Genomic DNA, 21,925 nt, shown 5'->3' with positions numbered 1-21,925 from the left:
CTCCATTGGCGGCCCGCCCCCCTCCAGGCGCGGAAAAACCCTTGCCCGGGACGTCGGACGCTATACTCGCTGACACTTTTTTCTATACGAAACACGTTTTTCAATGCTGTCGACACATTGGCGGCAGCCACCGGGGATTCTCTTTTGAAACGCGGGTTCTATCTGGTCATGGCCGCGCAGGCCTTCTCGTCCCTGGCGGACAACGCGCTATTCATCGCGGCGATCGCCCTGATACTGGAACTGCGCGGCCCCGACTGGATGGCGCCCGTCATGAAATGGTCGTTCGCGCTGGCCTATGTCGTGCTGGCGGCCTTCGTGGGCGCGCTGGCCGACTCCTTCCCCAAGGGGCGCGTCATGTTCGCCACCAACGCGCTGAAGGTGACCGGCTGCCTGCTGATGTTCCTGTACGCCAACCTGGGCATCCCGCCCGCGCACCAGACCTATCTGGTGTGCGTGGCCTACGGGCTGGTGGGCGTGGGCGCCGCCGCGTATTCGCCGGCCAAGTACGGCATCGTCACCGAGATGCTGCCGCCCGAAATGCTGGTCAAGGGCAACAGCTGGATCGAGGGCCTTACCGTGTTTTCCATCATCCTGGGCACGGTGCTGGGCGGGGTGCTGATCTCGCCGGCGGCCTCGGCGTGGCTGCTTGAGCACGCCCGCATCGGCGTGATGGTGCGCACCCCGGCCGAAGCCGCCATTCTGGTGATCGCCTTTGTCTATCTGCTGGCCGCGCTGTGCAACCTGCTGATTCCCCATACACACGTGCGGTACCCGCCCCAGCAGAAAAACCCCGTGCGCCTGACCCTGACCTTCGCCAGCTACGTGCGCGTGCTGTGGCGCGACAAGCTGGGCCAGATCTCGCTGGCCGTCACCACGCTGTTCTGGGGCGCCGGCGCGGTGCTGCAGCTGATCGTCATTGAATGGGGCCGCCGCCACCTGGGCTACCGGCTCGACGAAGCGTCAATACTGATGGGCGTGGCCGCCCTGGGCACCGTTGCCGGCTCCATACTGGCCGGCCGCATCCCGCTGCGCAAGGCGCTTTGCGTGCTGCCGGTGGGGGTGGCCATGGGCCTGGTGGTGCTGCTGATGCCGCTGGTGCACTCCACCTGGAGCGTCTACATCCTGCTGCTGACCACCGGCGGCCTGGCCGGCTTTTTCGTGGTACCCATGAACGCCCTGCTGCAGCACCGCGGCCATGTGCTGCTCTCGGCGGGCCACTCCATCGCGGTGCAGAACTTCAACGAGCAGTTGAATATCCTGCTGATGGTGGCCATCTACACCGTGCTGCTGTGGCTCGATATGCCCATCAACACCATCATCGTGCTGTTCGGCCTGCTGGTGGCAGTGCTGATGATCATCTTCATGCGCTGGAGCCGCCGCAATCTGTCGGCCGACCCCGCGCTGCACGAACAGATCGGCCAGACGGGCCACGGCCAGGCGCTCAAGACGCCCCACTAAGGCCTCGCCCGCGCGCGCAGGCCCCGCGCCGAGGGCGCGGGCAGGCATTCAGCTCAGGGCGATCGCCAGGCGCAGGTCTTGCCAGGCGCGCGCCTTCTCGGCCGGGCTGCGCAGCAGATAGGCCGGATGGTAGCTGACCACCACCGGAATCTTGCGCCCGTCTTCGGCCGCCAGCTCGTGCCGGCGGCCCCGCAGGCTGCCGATGGTAGCGTCGGTGCCCAGCAGGGTCTGGGCGGCAAAGCGGCCCAGCACCAGAATTCGCTCAGGCTTCAGCAACTCGATCTGCCGCATCAGGTAAGGACTGCAGGCCGCGATTTCTTCCGGCTTGGGGTTGCGGTTACCTGGTGGGCGGCACTTGATGACGTTGGCGATGAAAACGTCTTTCTCGCGGCTCAAGCCCACCGAGGCCAGCATGGCGTCCAGCAACTGGCCCGACCGCCCCACGAAAGGCAGGCCCTGGCGGTCTTCCTGTTCGCCGGGAGCCTCTCCCACCACCATCCAACGGGCCGGACGCCCCCCCATGCCAAACACCGCGTGGCGGCGGCCGTTGCACAGGCCGCAGGCCGCGCACTGGATGACTTGCTCGCGCAGCGCGTCAAAATCGCGGGCCGGCTCCACAGGCTGCGCGGCGGGCTGCGCCTGCTCGCGCGCGGCAGGCACGGGCACGTTGGGACGCGCCGCCGGGCGAGGCGGCGTGGGTGCGCCGGCGGGGGCCGGTTTCTGCTCCCGGACCGGCGCCACGCCGTCCCTCGCGGCCTCCTGCATTGGCGCCGCGGCGGCGGGCGTCGTGGCTGTGGCCGCGGCCGGCGCGGTGGCCGCCCGGGTGGGCTGCGTCGCGGGCTCGGCCGCCGGCAGCCAGGTCTTTTCAATACCGATTTCGCGCAGCCAGAGCTTCTGCAGCGCGTTGATGCGAGGCGCCGGCGGCGCGGCGTGCGTCGGGTTCATGTGCCGCCCCCATCGCGGGCAAGGGTCTTTTGCATGACCAGGGCGTCTTCGCGCTGGCCCTGGCCCGCCGGATAGTAGCCGCGCCGCACCCCGATGCGCTGGAAGCCCCGGCGCTCATAAAAGGCCAGGGCGCCCCGGTTGGACGGCCGCACCTCGAGCAGCAGCGCGGGCAGGCCGCGCTGGCGCGCGCATTGCTCGCACCAGTCGATCAACTGACTGCCCAGCCCCTGCCTGTGGCGCTGGCGGGCCACGGCGATCACGAGCAAATGGGCCACGTCGGGGGCCAGCATGGCCACGCAGAACCCCGCCAACCGCCCCTCGTGGCGCAGCACCCGGGCCTCGTAGCCCGCCGCCAGGGCGTCCGCAAAATTGCCGCGGGTCCAGGGAAACGCCTGCACCTGCGCCTCTAGGGCCGCCACTTCGTCCAGGTCGGCCTCAACCATGGGGGCCAGCACCGTCCCGGCTGGCGGCAGCGCGGACGCCGCCCTGGGGTTGCCTCCCTGGCCAAGTTCACGCTCGGCAGTGGTGAACGCGACCTTGTCGCGCACATATAGCGGCGCCGCCAGTTCGGGCGCCACCGCCTCGCCGCGCAGCCATGCCAGGCGCGCCAGCCGCGCCACCGCCCCGGCCTGCGGCCGGCTGGCCGCGCTGCGGCGCCAGCCAGCCGGCACCGTCATTTCCGCTGCATAGACCTCCCAGGCATCGCCCGCCGCCCAGGGCGCGCGGGGCGACCACGCCGGCAGGTGATGCGTTGCCCAGGCAACCGCCTCGGCGGCCGAAATCAGCATCGGCGCCTGGCGCGCCAGCCAGGGCGAGGCGGCGTCGGCGCCGCGCTCATAGACCGCCAGATAGACTTCGTTCATGCGCGCGTCCAGGGCCACCACCACCAGGTCGCCCGGCCCGGCCTGCGTTTGCTCGGCCACTGCCAGGTGCGACACCACCGGCACTACCGGCACCTGTAAAGCCAGTCCCATGCCCTGCGCCACCCCACAGGCCACCCGCAGTCCGGTGAAACCGCCTGGCCCCTGGCCGAACGCCACCGCATGCAGATCCCCGGGCGCCAGGCCGGCCCGGTCGAGCAGTTGACCGGCCATGGGCAACAGCCGCTCGGCATGCTCTTGCGCGCCGTCGTGCTCCAGCACGCCGATTTCGGCGCCGGCGGCGGTTTCGCGCAAAAGGGCCACCCCGCAACGCGAGGAAGATGTCTCGAGGGCCAGCAGGTTTAAATCCATAGCGGCAGATTGTACGAAATCAGCGACTTTCCCTGGGGAAAGGCAGGGATTTCAACCTTACTTCGCAATGTGTAATATCTTGTGAATAGGCACTAGCCGCTGGTTCTTGTCACTGTTACATTTCCGGCCATGAACACGCAAAACACCAATCCCATCCGCAAGATCCTCGTCGTCGACGACGACCCGCGCCTGCGCGACCTGCTGCGCCGCTACTTGTCGGAACAAGGATTCAACGTCTTCGTCGCCGAAGACGCCAAGGAAATGGGCAAGCTCTGGCAGCGCGAGCACTTCGACCTGCTGGTGCTCGACCTGATGCTGCCGGGCGAAGACGGACTGTCGATCTGCCGCCGCCTGCGCGGGGGCCACGACAACACCCCCATCATCATGCTCACGGCCAAGGCCGAAGAAATCGACCGCATCGTCGGCCTCGAAATGGGCGCCGACGACTACCTGTCCAAGCCCTTCAATCCGCGCGAACTGCTGGCTCGCATCAATGCCATCCTGCGCCGCCGCGGCACCGAAGAACACCCGGGCGCGCCCAGCCAGGAAAACGAGTCCATCGCTTTCGGGCCCTATGTGCTCAACCTGTCCACCCGCACGCTTACGCGCAACGGCGAACAGGTGCCCATCACCACAGGCGAATTCTCGGTCCTGAAGGTGTTTGCGCGCCACCCCAAGATTCCCCTGTCCCGCGACAAACTGATGGAACTGGCCCGCGGCCGCGAATACGAAGCCTTCGATCGCAGCCTGGACGTGCAAATTTCGCGTCTGCGCAAGCTGATCGAACCCAATCCGTCCAAGCCGGTATTTATCCAGACGGTCTGGGGACTGGGCTACGTATTCGTCCCGGATGGCGGCAGCTGACCATCCGGCCCGACTGGGGCAAGAGCGTCGCCTCGTGCCCAGCTTGCGCAAGATCTTTCGAAACCTGACCTCGCGGCTCAGGCTGGGACTGTTCGGCCGTACTTTCCTGCTGCTGGCCGCCCTGATGCTGGTCAGCCTGGGTGCGTGGCTGCAGGTGTTCTTCAGCATGGAACTCGGACCGCGGGCCAACCAGATGGCGCAGCGGGTCATTACGGCCGTCAACATCACGCGCACGGCCCTCATCTATTCCAACGACGCCGAACGCAGCAAGCTGTTGCTCGACCTGGCCACCAACGAAGGCATCCAGGTCTATCCGCGCGAAGTCACCGACTTTACCGAGGCCCTGCCCGACGACAACTACTGGCAGCGAGTCGCCCAGCACATCCGCACCCGGTTCGGCCCCGAAACGCAGATATCCTGGGGCGTCAACCAGGTGCCCGGCTTCTGGGTCAGCTTCCAGATCAACCAGGACCTGTACTGGTTGGTATTCGAACGCGAGCAGATCGGCCTGACAGGTGGCATCGAATGGTTGGGATGGGGCGCCACCGCCCTGCTGCTATCGCTGGTGGGCGCGGCGGTCAGCGTGGGCTTCGTCAACCGGCCGCTATCGCGCCTGGCGCGCGCAGCCCAGGTGCTGTCGCGTGGCGAAACACCGGCCCCCCTGCCTGAGCAGGGGCCGCTCGAAATCCGCGACCTGAACGCCTCGTTCAACCGCATGGCCAAAGACCTGCGGCAAACCGAGGCCGACCGCGAGCTCATGCTGGCCGGCATCTCGCACGACCTGCGCACGCCGCTGGCCCGCATGCGGCTGGAAATCGAGATGAGCGGGGTTTCGGAAGATGCCCGCCAGGCCATTGACGAAGACCTGGCCCAGATCGACCACAGTATCGGGCAGCTGATGGAATACGCCCGCCCGGCCGGCACCCTGCCCCAGATGGCCACCGACATCTCGGCCGTGCTGACCGACCTGTACGAGCGCGAACGCAGCCATACCGCCTCGATGGGGGGCGAGCTCGATGCCAACATCGAGGCGGGCCTGCGCGCCCGCATCACGGCGCTCGACCTGAAGCGGGTAGTCAGCAACCTGATCGAAAACGCGCGCCGCTACGGCCGCTCTACCGACGGCCTGGCCCACCTCAAGATGACCCTGCAGGCTGAAGGCAGCATCCTGGTCATCGAGGTCTCCGATCGCGGCCCCGGCATCGCGCCTGAAGAGGTCGACCGGCTGCTGCGCCCCTTCTCACGCGGCGAGGCTGCCCGCACCGGTGTCAGCGGCGCCGGCCTGGGGCTGGCTATCGTCGAGCGCCTGCTCAAGCATGTTGGCGGCTCGCTGAAAATGCTCGCTCGGCCAGGCGGCGGACTGACCGCGCGCATAGAGATCCCCAAAGCCAAATTTAGAAATTATCAATTAGACAGCGATAACCAATAGCGTAGAATTTAGGGCTTGAGGCAGTGCCTTCATCCACCCAACAACTTACGGGAGTACTCATGAAAACTGTTGGCGATAAACTCGAGCCCTTCAAGGTCACCGGCGTCAAGCCCGGCTTCAACCAGCACGAAGAAAACGGTGTTTCGGCGTTCGAAGACATCACCGAAAGCTCGTTTCCCGGCAAGTGGAAGGTGATCTACTTCTACCCGAAAGACTTCACGTTCGTCTGCCCCACCGAAATCGTCGGCTTCAACAAGCTGGCCAAAGATTTCGAAGACCGCGACGCCGTCCTGCTGGGCGGTTCGGTCGACAACGAATTCGTCAAGCTGGCATGGCGCCGTGAGCACCCCGACCTGAACAAGCTGGGTCACTACCAGTTCGGCGACACCACCGGCTCGCTGGTCGACCAGCTCGGCGTGCGCGACAAGAACGAAGGCGTCGCCCTGCGCGCCACGTTCATCGTCGACCCGGACAACACCATCCAGCACGTGTCGGTGAACAACCTGAACGTCGGCCGCAACCCTGAAGAAGTGCTGCGCCTGCTCGACGGTCTGCAAACCGACGAACTCTGCCCGTGCAACCGCACCGTGGGCGGCGCGACGCTGTAATACCCCTGGCCCGGCTCGTCCGGGCCTTTCCTGCTCCAGATTATAGGTAAAAACTATGGAATTCCTTTCAGCAATCAAAGATCAACTGCCGGATTGGGCCAAAGATATCCGCCTGAATCTGGATGCCGTGATCGCCCGCTCCACGCTGTCCGCCGAAGACGCCGTCGGCGCCGCGCTGTCTGCAGCCTTCGCCGCCCGCAGCCCGGTGCTGATTGAAGCCTTCAAGAGCGGTCTGTCGGAAACCGACGCCAACGCCGCCCTGACCGCGTCGGCCCTGATGGGCATGAACAACGTCTGGTATCCGTACGTGGAAATGAGCGGCGACGCTCAACTGAAAAGCCTGCCGGCCCAGCTGCGCATGAACGCGTACGCCACCCATGGCGGCGTGGACAAGAAGCGCTTCGAGTTGTTCGCGCTGGCCGCGTCCATCATCGGCAAGTGCCATTTCTGCGTGCAATCGCACTACGAGAACCTGAAGAACGACGGGCTCAGCGTCGAGCAATTGCGCGACGTCGGCCGCATCGCCGCCGTAGTCAACGCCGCGGCCCTCTCGCTGGCGGCGCAAGGCAAGTAAGCGCCGGCAAGCCTGGTGCCTGACACCCCACAGGGTGTGACCCAGCTGCCAGGTGTCTGACCCCCCACAGGAGGTGACCCAGCTGCCAGGTGTCTGACTCCCCACAGGGGTGACCCAGCTGCCAGGTGTCTGACTCCCCACAGGAGGTGACCCAGCTGCCAGGTGTCTGACTCCCCACAGGGTGTGACCCAGTTGCAGATGTCTGACTCCCCACAGGGGGTGACCCAGCTGCCAGGTGTCTGACTCCCCACAGGGGGTGACCCAGCTGCCAGGTGTCTGACTCCCCACAGGGGTGTCAGACACCGAAGTGTGCAGCGACCGCCCCACCACGCGCTGTCACCCCCCGCACCGAGCCAGACCACGGTCGACCCGCCTCGAAAGCCCGGCCCCGCGCCGGGCTTTTGCTTCGCCGCGCCGGCGTTACGAAGCCCGCGCCAGCAAAGCCACCACCGTCGCCGCGATGCCTTCTTTGCGGCCCAGGTAGCCCAGCCCTTCGTTGGTTTTGGCCTTGATGTTGACCGACGCGCTGTCGATGCCCGCGTCGGCGGCGATATTGGCCACCATGGCACCGGCATGCGGACCGATCTTGGGCGCCTGCGCGTGCACGGTAGCGTCGATATTGACCGGCGCCCAGCCGGCCGCACGCACTTTGGCGACGGCATCGCGCAGCAGCACTCGGCTGTCGGCGCCGCGATAGGCTGGATCGGTATCGGGGAAATGGCGGCCAATGTCGCCCAGGCCCGCCGCGCCCAGCAGGGCGTCGGTGACAGCGTGCAGCAGCACGTCGGCATCGGAATGCCCCTGCAGCCCATGCGTGTGCGGGATGGTTACGCCGCCGATGATCAGCGGCCGGCCCGCCACCAGGGCGTGTACGTCGTAGCCCTGCCCGACGCGAAAAGGAACGTTCATAGCCATTTTTCCATCAGTTCGAAATCATCCGGCCAGGTGACCTTGAAATTGCGCATGGCGCCCGGCACCAGCAGCGGCGCATGGCCGGCCGCCTCGATGGCCGAGGCCTCGTCGGTAACCGTGCCGCCGCCCGCCTGTGCCGCCGCCAGGGCGGCGCGCAGCACGCCCGCGCGGAACATCTGCGGAGTCTGGGCCAGCCACAGGCCGTCGCGGTCGAGCGTGGCCCGCACGCGCGGCCCGCCAGCCTTCACGGTATCGGCCACCGGCAGGGCCAGCAGCCCCCCTACCGCATCGGCCAGGCAGGCATCGATCAGGCGCGCCAGCGCGTCAGGCGGCAGGCCCGGCCGCGCGGCGTCGTGCACCAGTATCCAGTCGCTGTCAGCGGCATTGCTGTCGGCCAGCGCGGCGGCCACCGTGGCGGCGCGCGTGGGGCCGCCGCAGGGCCGGCACACTGTGCGCGGCAGCCCCGCCAGGGCGGCGCCGGCCCGCTCGTCGCCAGGCGAAACCGCCACGCGCACCTGGCCGATGCGCGCATCGGCCAGCAACGCGGCCACCGCCCACCGCAGCATGGGCTGGCCAGCCAGCAGGCGATATTGCTTGGGCAGGTCAGGCCGGCCGGCGCGCTGGCCCACGCCGGCGGCGGGCACGATGGCAATCAGGGAATCAGTCATGGCCGGGAGATTTTATAATCTTCGGCCTGATGTCCGATTCCTCCCTCCTCGACGCGGCCCCGCGGGTACCCGCCACCGCCGCCACGCTGTCCGCCCTGAAACCCGGCGCCCGCTACGCCCAGCCACGCCCGCCCGGCTCGGCCGACGCCTGGCTGCTGGCCGATCTGGCTCGCCAGGCGGCGCGCCCCCTGGTCGTGCTGACTGCCGCGCCGCTCGAAGCCCAGCGCCTGGCCGACGAAATTCCGCAGTTCGCCCCCGACCTGCGGGTGCGCCAGCTGCCCGACTGGGAAACCCTGCCCTACGACGCCTTCTCGCCGCACCAAGACCTGGTGTCCCAACGCCTGCACACCTTGCATGCGCTGATGCAGCGCACCGTGGACGTGCTGCTGGTGCCGGTAACCACCGCGCTATACCGGCTGGCGCCGCCATCATTCCTGGCGGCCTACACGTTTTCGTTCAAGCAGAAAGACCGGCTGGATGAAGCCGCGCTGCGCGCGCAACTGACGCTGGCCAACTACACCCACGTCACCCAGGTGACGGCGCCCGGCGAATTCTGCCTGCGCGGCGGCCTGATCGACCTGTTCCCCATGGGCTCGGCCGTGCCCTACCGGCTGGATCTCTTCGATGACGAAATCGAGTCCATCCGCAGTTTCGACGTGGACACCCAGCGCAGCCTGTACCCGGTGCGCGAAGTGCAGTTGCTGCCCGGGCGCGAGTTTCCCATGGACGAAGCGGCGCGCAACCGCTTTCGCGCGCGCTTTCGCGAAGAATTCGAAGGCGATCCGTCGCGCGCGCTGCCGTACAAAGACATCGGCAACGGCATCCCGTTCGCGGGGGTCGAATACTATCTGCCGCTGTTCTTCGACGCGACCGCCACGCTGTTCGATTACCTGCCCGCCGAAGCCATCGCCGTCACCCTGGGCGATATCGACGACGCGGTACAGCGCTTCACCCAGGACACCGCCAGCCGCTATGGTTTCCTGAAAAGCGACCGCGAACGCCCCGTGCTGCCGCCGGCCGCGCTGTTCCTCGATGCCGAGGGCCTGCATGCGCACTTCAAGGCGTTTGCCCGCCTGGCTTTCACCGAGGGCGCGGCGCACCCCGACTTCTCGGCCGCCCCCGACGTCAGCGTCAGCCGGCGCGCCGAAGACCCGGTCGCCCGCCTGCGCGCGCTGCTTTCACGCAGCGAGTCGCGCGTGCTGCTGTGCGCCGACTCGGCCGGCCGCCGTGAAACGCTGGTGCAGATGCTGGCCGAATTCGGCCTGGCGCCCGACGAACAGCCCGAATCCATTCAGGCATTCCTGGGCTCGCAAGCCGCCTTCGCGCTGGCCGCCGCGCCGTTGTCGACGGGCTTCAACATCCCTTCGGCACGCCTGACCTTCCTGACCGAGAATGACCTGTACCCCGGCCATGCCGGGCCCGCCCGCCGCGGACGGCGCGACCAGGAGCGCGCCAGCAACGTCGAGGCCATGGTGCGCGATCTGTCCGAACTGCGCGCCGGGGATCCGGTCGTGCACGCGCAGCACGGCATCGGGCGCTATCACGGCCTGGTCAACATGGACATGGGCGAAGGCGAGATGGAATTCCTGCATCTCGAATACGCCAGCGGCAGCACGCTGTACGTGCCCGTCTCGCAACTACATGTCATCGCCCGCTACAGCGGCGCCGATCCCGAAGCCGCGCCGCTGCACCAGCTGGGCTCGGGCCAATGGGACAAGGCGCGCCGCAAGGCCGCGCGCCAGGTGCGCGACACGGCCGCCGAACTGCTGGCGCTGTACGCGCAGCGGGCCGCGCGCGAGGGCTATGTCTTCAAGCTGCCGCTCAACGACTACGAAGCATTCGCCGAGGGCTTCGGTTTCGAAGAAACCGCCGACCAGAGCGCCGCAATCCAGGCCGTGATCGCCGACATGACGTCGGGCCGCCCCATGGACCGCCTGGTCTGCGGCGACGTCGGCTTCGGCAAGACCGAAGTCGCGCTGCGCGCCGCCTTCCTGGCCGTGGCCAACGGCAAGCAGGTGGCGCTGCTGTGTCCGACCACCCTGCTCGCCGAGCAGCATGCCCAGACCTTCTCCGACCGCTTCGCCGACTGGCCGGTGCGCGTGGTCGAGCTGTCGCGCTTTCGCTCGTCCAAGGAAGTGGCTGACGCCGTGCAGGGCATCAACGACGGCCGTGTCGACATCGTCATCGGCACGCACAAAATTCTGTCCAAAGACGTGCGCTTCAAGCGCCTGGGCCTGGTCATCATCGACGAAGAGCACCGTTTCGGCGTACGCCAGAAAGAAGCCCTGAAGGCGCTGCGCGCCGAGGTCGACGTGCTGACGCTCACCGCCACGCCCATCCCCCGCACCCTGGGCATGTCGCTGGAAGGCATACGCGATTTTTCCGTGATCGCCACCGCGCCGCAGAAGCGGCTGGCCATCAAGACCTTCGTGCGCCGCGAAGACGGCAGCACCATCCGCGAAGCGTTGCTGCGCGAGCTCAAGCGCGGCGGCCAGGCGTACTTCCTGCACAACGAAGTCGAGACCATCCACAACCGCCGGGCCCGCATCGAAGAACTGGTGCCCGAGGCCCGCATCGCCGTGGCGCACGGCCAGATGCCCGAGCGCGAGCTCGAGCAGGTAATGAAAGGCTTCTACCAGCAGCGCTACAACGTGCTGCTGTGCACCACCATCATCGAGACGGGCATCGACGTGCCCACCGCCAACACCATCGTCATCCACCGCGCCGACCGCTTTGGCCTGGCCCAACTGCACCAATTGCGCGGGCGCGTGGGCCGTTCGCACCATCAGGCCTACGCCTACCTGCTCACGCCTGGCGAGGACGCCATCACGTCCAACGCCAAGAAGCGCCTGGAAGCCATCCAGGCCATGGAAGAACTGGGCTCGGGCTTCTACCTGGCCATGCACGACCTGGAAATCCGCGGCACCGGCGAAGTGCTGGGCGAATCGCAGTCGGGCAACATCCAGGAAATCGGCTTCTCGATGTACAACGAGATGCTCAACGAGGCCGTGCGGGCGCTCAAGGCGGGCGAAGAGCCCGATATGGACGCGCCGTTCAACCTGGCCTGCGAAGTCAACCTGCATGCGCCCGCGCTGCTGCCGGCCGACTACTGCGCCGACGTGCATGCCCGCCTGGGCATCTACAAGCGCCTGGCGCACGCCGCCAACGAAGACGACCTGATCCGCATCCAGGAAGAACTGATCGACCGCTTCGGCAAGCTGCCCGAAGCGGCCCAGATCCTGCTCACCACGCACCGGCTGAGGCTCGCCGCGCAACCGCTGGGCATCGTCAAGATCGACGCCAGCGAAACCCAGGCCCTGCTGCAGTTCGGCCCCAAGGCCGCCGTCGACCCGCTACGCATCATCGAGCTGGTGCAGAAGCAGCGCCACATCCGGCTGGCCGGCCAGGACAAGCTGCGCATCGAATTCAAGGCGCCGCAGGTGCCCGCCCGCGCCGACGCGGTGCGTGCCGTGCTGCGCTCCCTGAAGTAATATTCCGCCGATCCCGGCCCCACATCGTCTCTCACATGCCCGCGCACCATCTCGTCATCCAGTCCCCCGCCCTGAGCGCCGCCCAGACCGAACAACTTGCCGCGCTGGCCCAGGCCCAGGGAGTCATGCAGCTCGGCGCCACGGCCGCACGGCTGCTCGACGTTGCACACGACGACGCCCTGCGCGCGCAGGTCACGGCCTGGGGCGAGCAGCATGGCGTGGACACCGCCTTCGTGCCGGCGGGCGTGCGCCTGTCGCAATGCAAGGTGCTGGCGATGGACATGGATTCCACCCTGATCAACATCGAGTGCATCGACGAGATCGCGGGCGTGGTCGGCGTCAAGCCGAAAGTGGCCGAAATTACCGAGGCGGCCATGCGCGGCGAGATCAAGGATTTCGCCGAGAGCCTGCGGCGCCGCGTGGCGCTGCTGGCGGGCGCGCCGGCGGCTGCGCTGGAACAGGTCTACGCCGACAAGCTGCGCCTGAATCCCGGCGCCGAGCGCCTGGTATCCACGGCCCGCGCCGCCGGGCTGAAGGTGCTGCTAGTGTCCGGCGGGTTCACGTTCTTCACCGAGCGGCTGCGCGAAAGGCTGCAACTCGACAGCGCGCACGCCAATACGCTGGAAATCCGCGATGGCGTACTCACCGGCAAAGTGCTGGGCGACATTCTCGACGCCGATGCCAAGCTGGCCCACCTGCGCGCCTTCGCGCAGGCTCACGGCGCCACGCCCGAGCAGATCATCGCGCTGGGCGACGGCGCCAACGACCTGAAAATGCTGGGCGCGGCCCGCTACGCCGTTGCCTACCGCGCCAAGCCCATCGTGCGGCAGCAGACCCCTTACGCCCTGAACGTCAGCAGCCTGGACGGCGTGCTGAACTGGTTCGAGGGCTGATCCGCCAGCCGCGCGTCAGTATTTCACGTTGAACGACAGCAGCGCCGCGCGGCCCGTGCCCAGGGCGGCGTAGTGTGCGCCGTAGGCCTTGGTGTAGTAGGTCTTGTCGAACACGTTAAGCACGTTCAGCTGCGCGGTCAGGTGGTCGTTGAATTCATACGCCGCCATCGCATCAAAGCGCCAGTACGAAGGCACCCAGCGCGCCTTGGGCGTACCGTTGCTGTTGTGGCTGGCATCGGCATTGCCGTACACCTTGTCCACGTAGTACGCGCCGCCGCCCACCGTCAGCTGCGGCAGCATCTTGTAGGTGGTCCACAGGCTGAAAGCGTTGCGGGGCGTGTTGGGCAGGTCCTGCCCCACCGCGCCGCTGTCGTAGGCGCCCTTGACCAGCTCGCTGTCCATGAACGTATAGCCGCCGTACACGTTCCATTTGGGCGTGATGCTGCCCGAGAAGCCCAGCTCCAGGCCGCGCACCTTGGCCTTGCCCACCTGGGCCGTTTCGCCGCTCGAGATCTCCACGCTGGTGTTCTTGCGAATATCCTGGAACAGCGCGGCCGACACCATCAGGCGGTTGTCGAACAGCTGCCACTTGGTCCCCACCTCGACGGTACGGCTCTTTTCGGGTTCGAGATCGGCGCTGTCGTTGGTGACCACGTCATTCACATTGTTGGCGGCCACGGCCGACGGCGTGGATGACGTGCCGTAAGTGGCGTAAATGGTGCCGTTGGGCAGCGGCTTGTAGGCCAGCCCCAACTGGTAGTTGAACAGGTTGTCTTCGCGCTCGGCGTTGTAATGCGGCGAGCCGGCCGGCGCGCCGCGGCCCGGGGCGATGTTCTTGCCGCTGATTTTGTAGTTGTCCCAGCGCAATCCCACGCTGGCCTGCCACTGCTCGTTGAACTTGATCGTATCGAAGCCGTACACGGCCATGGTGTTGGTGGTGTAGGTGGCCGGATCGTCCTTGCGCTCCAGGCGGCCCGGGTAGTAGGTATGCGGGTCGGCATCCCACAGCGAGGTGCACCATGCCGAACCGGCGACGGCGCCAGTCGAGCAATTCGTGTCGTTGGACGCGCCCGGCTTGCCCAGTTCGTTGTAGCCGTCCTTGTCCTGCACCACGTTGGTGTATTCGAAACCCACATCGAAGCTGTGTTCCAGGCTGCCTGTGCGGAATTCACCCGTCAGGTCGGTCTGGTTGGTGAAGGTCTTGGTCGCGAAATAGCCGGACTTCAACCCGCGGTACACCAGGCCGTTCACCACGTTGCCCTTGCTGTCGTCGGGGTTGGTGGCCGCGTAGTCCATGGTCGAGCGGCTGTAGCGCGTCACGTTGCGCAGTTGCAGGCTATCGGAAAAGTCGTGCTGGATGTCCAGGGTGCCGGTGTCGTCGCGCTGCCTCATGAAGTCGCGTCCGGTCAGGCCATAGAACGTCTTGCGGCTGACGCCGCGCGTTTCGGTGACGGGCTGACCCGATTCCGGATCGTACGGAATCGAGTAGTCGGGCATGCTGTCGTCCTGGTAGTGCTGGAAGCTCAGCGTAATGCGCGTGGGCGTGCCCAGGCCCAGCATCAGCGAAGGCGCCACGCCCCAACGCTCGAAATCCACCGCGTTGTCGCGGCCCGGCACATCGCCCTTATTGCCCATCAGGTTCAGGCGGAAAGCGGCCTGGTCGCCCAGGCGCCAGTTGCCATCGGCCGTGGCGCGATAGTTGTTGTCGGTACCCACCTGCACGGTGCCTTCGGCGAAGTCGTACGCCTTGGGCTTCTTGGTGACCAGGTTGATGCTGCCGCCCGCGCCGCCGCGCCCGGAATACACCGAATCGGGCCCCTTGATGATTTCCACCTGCTCCACGTTGAACGTATCGCGGACCTGGGTGCTGGTGTCGCGCACGCCGTCGACGAAAATGCTGCCTGCCGAGTTCTGGCCGCGGATAATCGGCAGATCGCCGCCCGGGCGCCCGCCTTCCCCGGCGCCCATGGTGATGCCGGGCGAATTGCGCAGCACATCCTGCAGCGAAGTGGCCGCCTGGTCCTGGATGACCTGCTGCGGCACCACCTGCACCGTGCGGGGGGTATCCAGCAACGGCGCAGTCATCTTGGGCGACTGCGACACCGGCACATCGTACGGCGATGAATCCCCTTCCACCTGCACCGGCGTCAATTGCGGCACATTCGACTGCGCCGCGGCCTGCGGCGCCAGGCAAAAGGCGGGAACGACCATCGCCGCGGCAAGCGACGAGGCCAGCGAATTCATCGAGTACGACTCCAGTGCTTTCAAGACAGCCTCTCCAAAATGAAAATAGCAACGATTCTTATTTTTTGAACGGGCTAAATTCTGGACCCAATACCTGACAATTACCTGAACGCATGGGTCAAATCCCGGAATTACAACGATTGACCCAGGCACTGAAATCGGCCGCCACGTCGCGCGGCGCGCCTGCCGCTCATGGCGCCGCCCCTATCCAGGGGGTTGTGGCAGGATCTTTTGGGGCAAAAAAAAGCGCCCGGCTGGCGGGCGCTTTTTTTGAGGGGCAGGTTTCAGGCCCGCAATGACGGGTGGCGTTTGAACAAATACCGGTACACAAACCCCGGATACCCCAGCACCAGATACAAGCTCAGGGTAATGGCGTAGAACTCCCAGCCCTGCTTGAAGGGGTTGCCCAGCGCCGCTTCGAAGGCGAAGCCCAGGGCGATGACCAGGCCGTAGTACACCAGCAGTTCCAGCAGCCGTAGCCAGAACGGCTTGGCCGCGCCCGCCCGTTTCCAGGGCAGCACGGCCAGCACGCGCTCGGTCAGGAACGGCAGGTTGGCGCTGACCAGGGCCAGCGCGATCAGCAGCCAGACGGCAAGGGTCTGGTTCATGCCCCCTGCCCTACAGGCCCAGCGAGGTCTGGATGGCGTGCACGCAGAGGGCCATCAGGCCGCCCGGCAGGATGCCCAGCACCAGGATCAGCGCGCCGTTGAGCGACAACACGCCGCGCTGGCCGCAGGAGGCGGACACCGCGCCGACTTCGGCCACCGGCTCGTCGAAGTACACCACCTTGACCACGCGCAGGTAGTAGAACGCGCCAATCAGCGAGAACAGCACCGCAATCACCGCCAGCGCCACATGGCCGGCATCGATCAGTACCTGCAGCACCGCCAGCTTGGCGTAGAAGCCCACCATGGGGGGAATGCCGGTCAGCGAGAACATCAGCAGCAACAGGATGGCCGCATGCCAGGGGCTGCGGCGGTTCAAGCCCTTCAGGTCGTCGATCTGCTCGCACTCGAAACCCTGCCGCGACAGCAACAGGATCATGCCGAAGGTGCCCAACGTGGTCAGCACGTAGATCAGCATATAGAACAGCGCCGAACCGTAGGCCTGCGCCGAGGCGTCGGGCTTGCCCGCTACCGCGCCGGACATCAGGCCCAGCAGCACGAAACCCACGTGCGAGATCGTGGAATACGCGAGCATGCGCTTGAAGTTGGTCTGGGCAATGGCCGTCAGGTTGCCGATGGCCAGCGACAGCACCGCCAGGATCATCAGCATGGGTTGCCAGTCGGCCGCCAGGCCATGCAGGCCCTCGACCAGCAGGCGCAGCGCGATGGCGAAGGCCGCCAGCTTGGGCGCCGCGCCCAGGATCAGGGTAACGGCCGTGGGCGAACCCTGGTACACGTCGGGCACCCACATATGGAAAGGCACCGCGCCCAGCTTGAACGCCAGGCCCGCAACCAGGAACACCACGCCGAACACCAGCGCCAGCTCTTGCTGCTGCCCCGCCGCGACCACCTTGGAGATCTCGGCGATGTCGAGCTGCCCCGTGGCGCCGTACACCATGGACATGCCGTACAACAGAAAACCCGAGGCCAGCGCGCCCAGCACGAAGTACTTCATGGCGGCCTCGGTGGCCACCACGTCGTCGCGGCGCAGCGCGATCAGGGCGTACAGAGCCAGCGACATCAGCTCCAGGCCCAGGTAGATGCTGATCAGGTTGCCGGCCGAGATCATGACCATCTGGCCCAGCAGGGCCATGAGGGTCAGCACGTAGAGCTCGCCGCCGCGCAGCATGTCGCGCGCCTGGGCATAGACCCGGCCGTAGACCAGGGTGACCGCCACGGCGATGTACGACGCAACCTTCAGCAGGTGAGAGAGGTTGTCCGCGACATACAGGCCGTTGAAGGTGCGGCCCACGGCCCCGCTGTTCCATTGCACCAGCGAAACGACCGTCAGCACGCCCAGCGCCAACAGCGTCAATATGAACGTCGGCTTGCGCTCGGGATGGCTGCTGACCGCGTCGATAAGCAGGATCGCCAGACCGAAAACCAGCAACAGGATCTCGGGTGAGGCCAGGGCGAAATCGATGTGAGATTGCATCATGGTTCAGTCTTACAGTTTCGAGACGGCAACGTGTTGCAGCAGGGCCTGAACCGAGGCATGCATGACGTCGGTAAAGGGCTTGGGATAAATACCCATGTACAACACCGCAATGGCCATCACGCCCAAAATCAGGAATTCACGGCGATTGACGTCGGAGAGTTCGCGCACGTGGTCGTTGGCGATGTCGCCGAACGCGACGCGCTTGACCATCCACAGCGAATACGAGGCGCCCAGGATCAGCGCCGTGGCGGCCAGCAGGCCGATCCAGAAGTTGTGTTCGACCGCGCCCATGATGACCATGAACTCGCCCACGAAACCGCTGGTGGCCGGCAGGCCGCTGTTGGCCATGGAGAACAGCACGAAGAACGTGACGAAGCGCGGCATCACGTTGATGACCCCGCCGTAATCGGCGATGCGCCGCGAGTGCATGCGGTCGTACAGCACCCCGATGCAGAAGAACATGGCGCCCGACACGAAGCCGTGCGAGATCATCTGCACGATGGCGCCTTCGACGCCCGCCGTATTGAAGATGAAAAAACCCAGGGTGACGAAGCCCATGTGCGCCACCGACGAATACGCCACCAGCTTCTTCATGTCGTCCTGGACGATCGCAACCAGGCCGATGTAGATGACGGCGATGAGCGACAGCGCGATCATCAGGCCCGCCAGGCTATGCGAGGCATCGGGGGCAATGGGCAGCGAGAAGCGCAGGAAGCCGTACGCGCCCAGCTTCAGCATGATGGCCGCCAGCACCACCGAACCGCCGGTAGGCGCCTCGACGTGCGCGTCGGGCAGCCAGGTGTGCACCGGCCACATCGGCACCTTGACCGCGAACGCCGCCAGCAGCGCCACGAAGATCAGCACCTGGGGCGTATAGCCCAGCTTGACCTGGTGCCAGGTCTGGATGTCGAACGAGCCGCCCGAGGCATTCCACAGGTAGATGAACGCAACCAGGGTGAGCAGCGAGCCCAGCAGCGTGTACAGGAAGAACTTGAACGCCGCATAGACCCGGTTGGGGCCGCCCCACACGCCGATGATGATGTACATCGGGATCAGCGTGGCTTCGAAGAACACGTAGAACAACAGGCCGTCGAGCGCCGCGAACACGCCCACCATCAGGCCCGACAGGATCAGGAAGGCGGCCATGTACTGCGCCACGCGGCTGGTGATGACTTCCCAGCCGGCCAGCACCACGATGATGGTGATGAAGGCGGTCAGCAGCACGAACCACAGCGAGATGCCGTCGATGCCCAGGTGGTAGTTGACGTTGAACGCCTCGATCCAGGATGCCTTCTCGACGAACTGCATGGCCGCCGTCGAGGCGTCGAAGCCGGTGTACAGCGGGATGGTGACCACGAATCCGGCCAGCGCGCCCACCAGCGACAGGCCGCGCGTCAGCCCGGGACGGTCATCGCGGCCCAGGGCCAGCACCAGCAGGCCGAATACGATCGGTACGAAGATCGCAAGCGTAAGCCAGGGAAAAGTGTTGGATGCCATGTCGCTTGCCGTCATTGGGGAATCAGCACAAAGAAAGTAATCAGCGCCATGATGCCGATGATCATCGCGAACGCGTAGTGATAGATGTAGCCCGACTGCAGGTGGCGACTGACCACGGCCACCCAGCCCACCACGCGGGCGCTGCCGTTGACCAGCACGCCGTCGATCAGGCCGCGGTCGCCGCGCTGCCACAGCCCATGGCCCAGGCAGCGCGCGCCGCGCGCGATGATCTGTTCATTGATCCAGTCGACGTAGTACTTGTTGTCGAGCAGCTTGTACACGCCGGACAGGCCCGACTTGATGGCGGCCGGCACCTTGGGATTGACCAGGTAGCAGTACCAGGAAATGACCGCGCCCGCCACCACCAGCCAGAACGGCAGCGTCTGGAAGGCATGCAGGCCGAAAGCAACCCAGCCGTGCCATTCTTCGCCAAGCTCGTGCATGGCGGGGTGCTGCGGCAGCACCTTGATCACGCCTTCGAAGAAGCCGCCGAACAGCATCGGGTCAACCACCAGGGCGCCGATAATGACCGACGGGATCGCCAGCAGCACCAGCGGCAGCGTCACCACCCAGGGCGACTCGTGCGGCGTGCCGCCATGGTGGCCGTGGTCGTCGTGCGCGTGGTCGTCATGGCCATGGCCATGGCCGCTGGTGTCGAAGCGCTCTTTGCCGTGGAACACCAGGAAATACACGCGGAACGAGTACAGCGAGGTGACGAACACGCCGATCAGGGTGGCGTAATAGGCAAAGCCGGCGCCCCAGACATCGGCCGCGCCGGCGGCTTCGATGATGTGCTCTTTCGAGTAGAAGCCCGAGAAGAACGGCGTGCCCACCAGGGCCAGGGTGCCCAGCAGGAAGGTGATCCAGGTGATGGGCATGTACTTGCGCAGCCCGCCCATGTTGCGGATGTCCTGGTCGTGGTGCATGCCGATGATGACCGAGCCCGCGCCCAGGAACAGCAGCGCCTTGAAGAACGCGTGGGTCATCAGGTGGAAGATGGCCACCGAGTAGGCCGAAGCGCCCAGCGCCACGGTCATGTAGCCCAGCTGCGACAGCGTGGAATACGCCACGACGCGCTTGATGTCGTTCTGGATGATGCCCAGAATGCCCAGGAACAGCGCGCCGATGGCGCCGATGACGATCACGAACGACAGCGCGGTGTCGGACAGTTCGAACAGCGGCGAGAAACGCGCCACCATGAAAATGCCCGCCGTCACCATGGTGGCCGCGTGGATCAGCGCCGAGATCGGGGTGGGGCCTTCCATGGAATCGGGCAGCCAGGCATGCAGCGGCACCTGGGCCGATTTACCCATGGCGCCGATGAACAGGCAGATGCAGGCAACGGTCAGGAGCATCCAGTCGGTGCCCGGCAGAGTTTCGCCCGCAAGCTTGTCGGCCTGGGCAAACACGTCGGCATAGTGCATGGTGCCGGCGTAGGCGAACAGCAGGCCGATGCCCAGCACGAAGCCGAAGTCGCCCACGCGGTTGATCAGGAACGCCTTCATGTTGGCGAAAATGGCCGTGGGCCGCGTGTACCAGAAGCCGATCAGCAGGTACGACACCAGGCCCACCGCTTCCCAGCCGAAGAACAGCTGGACCATGTTGTTGGACATGACCAGCATCAGCATCGAGAAGGTGAACAGCGAGATATACGCGAAAAAGCGCTGGTAGCCGGGGTCGTCGGCCATGTAGCCGATGGTGTAGATGTGCACCATCAGCGATACCGAGGTGACCACCACCATCATCATGGCCGACAGCGGATCGATCAGGAAGCCGATTTCCAGCTTGGTCTGGCCGATGAGGCTCCAGGTGTAGACGGCGCCGTCGTAGGTGTGGCCATTGAGCACGTCGCCCAGAACGATGATCGACCCCACGGTGGAGATCAATACCCCCAGGATGGTGATGACGTGCGAGCCGCGCCGGCCGATCGGCCGGCCCAGGAACCCGGTGCCGAACAGCCCGGCAAGAATCGCGCCGGCCAGCGGCGCCAGCGCGATCAGCAAGTACAGGTTGGGTGAGCTAGACATTTTCTTCCAATACCCCGTCAGCCCTTCAGGCGATCGAGTTCGTCAACGTTGATCGTGTTCAGGTTGCGGAACAGCAGCACCAGGATAGCCAGCCCGATGGCGGCTTCAGCAGCCGCCACCGTCAGGATGAAAAACACGAACACCTGGCCGGCGGTGTCGCCGAACCAGCTGGAAAACGCCACGAAGTTCATGTTGACGGCCAGCAGCACGAGCTCGATGGACATCAGCAGGATGATCAGGTTGCGGCGGTTCAGGAAGATGCCGAAGATGCCGATGGCGAACAGGATCGCGCCCAGCACCAGGTAATGGGCCAGCGTCAGCGTCATTGTTTTTCTCCTTGGTCGTCGTCGGACGGCGTGGTCACGCGGCCTTGCGCGCGGTCGCTCTGCGCCGGCATGCTGACCAGGCGGAAGCGGTCTTTGGCGCGCACGCGCACCGCGGCGGACGGATCGTTGTACTTGGCGTCGCGGCGGCGGCGCAGCGTCAGGGCGATGGCGGCGATCATGCCCACCAGCAGCAGCGCGGCGCCGACTTCCACGGCGTACACGTACTGGGTGTACATGACCTCGCCCAGGGCGCGGGTGTTGTTGTAGTCGGCGGCCATGGAGGCCTGCGGGCCGGCGCCGTACCAGGTGGCGCCCAGCACGAACGACATCTCGACCACCAGCACCGCGCCGATGAGCAGGCCCAGCGGCAGGTAGGTCTTGAGCCCGTGGCGCAGGGTGTCGATGCGTATGTCGAGCATCATGACGACGAACAGGAACAGCACCATCACGGCGCCCACGTACACCAGCACCAGCAGCAGGGCCAGGAATTCGGCGCCGAGCAGCATCCAGAGCATGGCGGCGTTGGCGAAGGCCAGGATCAGGTGCAAGACGGCGGTAACGGGGCTGCGGGCGGTGATGACGCGGAACGCGGCGATCACCAGGACGGCAGCCAGTATGTAGAACAGGACAGTGGTAAATGTCATGGATCAGACC

General features: G+C 65.9%; 18 protein-coding genes. 7 read left to right on the top strand and 11 right to left on the bottom strand.

All coding sequences use genetic code 11. From position 1 onward, the window contains the following. Nucleotides 1-144 precede the first annotated feature (144 nt). Nucleotides 145-1,458, top strand: a complete 1,314-nt coding sequence (gene lplT / locus BPET_RS08665; protein WP_041862815.1) for a lysophospholipid transporter LplT — start codon at nucleotides 145-147, stop codon at nucleotides 1,456-1,458. Between the two features lie 48 nt (nucleotides 1,459-1,506). On the opposite strand, the gene BPET_RS08660 is transcribed toward lplT, so the two are convergent. Beyond that, nucleotides 1,507-2,403: a uracil-DNA glycosylase gene (locus tag BPET_RS08660; protein ID WP_012248625.1), complete on the bottom strand. Its 897-nt coding sequence runs from the start codon at nucleotides 2,401-2,403 to the stop codon at nucleotides 1,507-1,509. Continuing rightward, nucleotides 2,400-3,635 carry a bifunctional tRNA (adenosine(37)-N6)-threonylcarbamoyltransferase complex dimerization subunit type 1 TsaB/ribosomal protein alanine acetyltransferase RimI gene (locus BPET_RS08655; protein WP_012248624.1) on the bottom strand — a complete coding sequence of 412 codons (1,236 nt, stop codon included), beginning with the start codon at nucleotides 3,633-3,635 and terminating at the stop codon, nucleotides 2,400-2,402. Before BPET_RS08655 ends, BPET_RS08660 begins: the two co-directional genes overlap by 4 nt. A 129-nt stretch (nucleotides 3,636-3,764) precedes the next feature. Here BPET_RS08655 and risA point away from each other — a divergent pair, with 129 nt between their 5' ends. Genes risA through BPET_RS08635 form a run of 4 tightly spaced genes read left to right on the top strand, consistent with a single transcriptional unit; the run spans nucleotide 3,765 to nucleotide 7,110 of the window. Continuing rightward, a complete protein-coding gene (gene risA / locus BPET_RS08650) occupies nucleotides 3,765-4,499 on the top strand; it encodes a response regulator transcription factor RisA (protein WP_012248623.1) in 735 nt (244 codons plus the stop codon). 34 nt (nucleotides 4,500-4,533) lie between these two features. Next, nucleotides 4,534-5,928 carry a sensor histidine kinase RisS gene (risS, locus tag BPET_RS08645; protein WP_012248622.1) on the top strand — a complete coding sequence of 465 codons (1,395 nt, stop codon included), beginning with the start codon at nucleotides 4,534-4,536 and terminating at the stop codon, nucleotides 5,926-5,928. A 59-nt stretch (nucleotides 5,929-5,987) separates the two neighbouring features. Then, a complete protein-coding gene (locus BPET_RS08640) occupies nucleotides 5,988-6,536 on the top strand; it encodes a peroxiredoxin (RefSeq protein WP_012248621.1) in 549 nt (182 codons plus the stop codon). A 55-nt stretch (nucleotides 6,537-6,591) separates the two neighbouring features. Next, nucleotides 6,592-7,110, top strand: coding sequence for a carboxymuconolactone decarboxylase family protein (locus BPET_RS08635; RefSeq protein ID WP_012248620.1), 519 nt, complete (start codon nucleotides 6,592-6,594; stop codon nucleotides 7,108-7,110). A gap of 420 nt (nucleotides 7,111-7,530) precedes the next feature. Here BPET_RS08635 and ispF read toward each other — a convergent pair whose 3' ends face one another. Continuing rightward, nucleotides 7,531-8,019, bottom strand: coding sequence for a 2-C-methyl-D-erythritol 2,4-cyclodiphosphate synthase (gene ispF / locus BPET_RS08630; RefSeq protein WP_012248619.1), 489 nt, complete (start codon nucleotides 8,017-8,019; stop codon nucleotides 7,531-7,533). After that, nucleotides 8,016-8,690, bottom strand: coding sequence for a 2-C-methyl-D-erythritol 4-phosphate cytidylyltransferase (gene ispD, locus BPET_RS08625; RefSeq protein WP_012248618.1), 675 nt, complete (start codon nucleotides 8,688-8,690; stop codon nucleotides 8,016-8,018). Before ispD ends, ispF begins: the two co-directional genes overlap by 4 nt. 29 nt (nucleotides 8,691-8,719) lie before the next feature. On the opposite strand from ispD, the gene mfd reads away from it, so the two are divergent. Together mfd and serB are read left to right on the top strand one after the other, a co-directional pair. Further along, entirely contained in the window at nucleotides 8,720-12,181 is a 3,462-nt protein-coding gene (gene mfd, locus BPET_RS08620) for a transcription-repair coupling factor (RefSeq protein ID WP_012248617.1), read from the top strand. A 35-nt stretch (nucleotides 12,182-12,216) separates the two neighbouring features. Next, complete coding sequence (serB, locus tag BPET_RS08615; protein ID WP_012248616.1) at nucleotides 12,217-13,074, top strand: phosphoserine phosphatase SerB; 858 nt, start codon at nucleotides 12,217-12,219, stop codon at nucleotides 13,072-13,074. Between the two features lie 15 nt (nucleotides 13,075-13,089). On the opposite strand, the gene BPET_RS08610 is transcribed toward serB, so the two are convergent. The 7 genes from BPET_RS08610 to BPET_RS08580 form a co-directional block, all read right to left on the bottom strand. Further along, a complete protein-coding gene (locus BPET_RS08610) occupies nucleotides 13,090-15,318 on the bottom strand; it encodes a TonB-dependent receptor (RefSeq protein ID WP_012248615.1) in 2,229 nt (742 codons plus the stop codon). Between the two features lie 284 nt (nucleotides 15,319-15,602). Then, nucleotides 15,603-15,926: a DUF2818 family protein gene (locus BPET_RS08605; RefSeq protein ID WP_012248614.1), complete on the bottom strand. Its 324-nt coding sequence runs from the start codon at nucleotides 15,924-15,926 to the stop codon at nucleotides 15,603-15,605. Nucleotides 15,927-15,936: 10 nt separating this feature from the next. Beyond that, nucleotides 15,937-17,421, bottom strand: coding sequence for an NADH-quinone oxidoreductase subunit NuoN (nuoN, locus tag BPET_RS08600; protein WP_012248613.1), 1,485 nt, complete (start codon nucleotides 17,419-17,421; stop codon nucleotides 15,937-15,939). Between the two features lie 9 nt (nucleotides 17,422-17,430). Then, nucleotides 17,431-18,933, bottom strand: coding sequence for an NADH-quinone oxidoreductase subunit M (locus tag BPET_RS08595; protein WP_012248612.1), 1,503 nt, complete (start codon nucleotides 18,931-18,933; stop codon nucleotides 17,431-17,433). Then, nucleotides 18,930-20,945: an NADH-quinone oxidoreductase subunit L gene (nuoL, locus tag BPET_RS08590; protein WP_012248611.1), complete on the bottom strand. Its 2,016-nt coding sequence runs from the start codon at nucleotides 20,943-20,945 to the stop codon at nucleotides 18,930-18,932. The genes BPET_RS08595 and nuoL overlap by 4 nt, the downstream gene beginning before the upstream one ends. A gap of 17 nt (nucleotides 20,946-20,962) precedes the next feature. Then, a complete protein-coding gene (gene nuoK / locus BPET_RS08585; protein ID WP_012248610.1) occupies nucleotides 20,963-21,271 on the bottom strand; it encodes an NADH-quinone oxidoreductase subunit NuoK in 309 nt (102 codons plus the stop codon). Further along, complete coding sequence (locus tag BPET_RS08580) at nucleotides 21,268-21,915, bottom strand: NADH-quinone oxidoreductase subunit J (RefSeq protein WP_012248609.1); 648 nt, start codon at nucleotides 21,913-21,915, stop codon at nucleotides 21,268-21,270. The genes nuoK and BPET_RS08580 overlap by 4 nt, the downstream gene beginning before the upstream one ends. Between the last annotated feature and the right edge of the window lie 10 nt (nucleotides 21,916-21,925).

The organism is Bordetella petrii (assembly GCF_000067205.1).
Lineage (GTDB): Bacteria > Pseudomonadota > Gammaproteobacteria > Burkholderiales > Burkholderiaceae_B > Bordetella_A > Bordetella_A petrii.
This window is presented reverse-complemented; position numbering and strand designations above follow the sequence as displayed.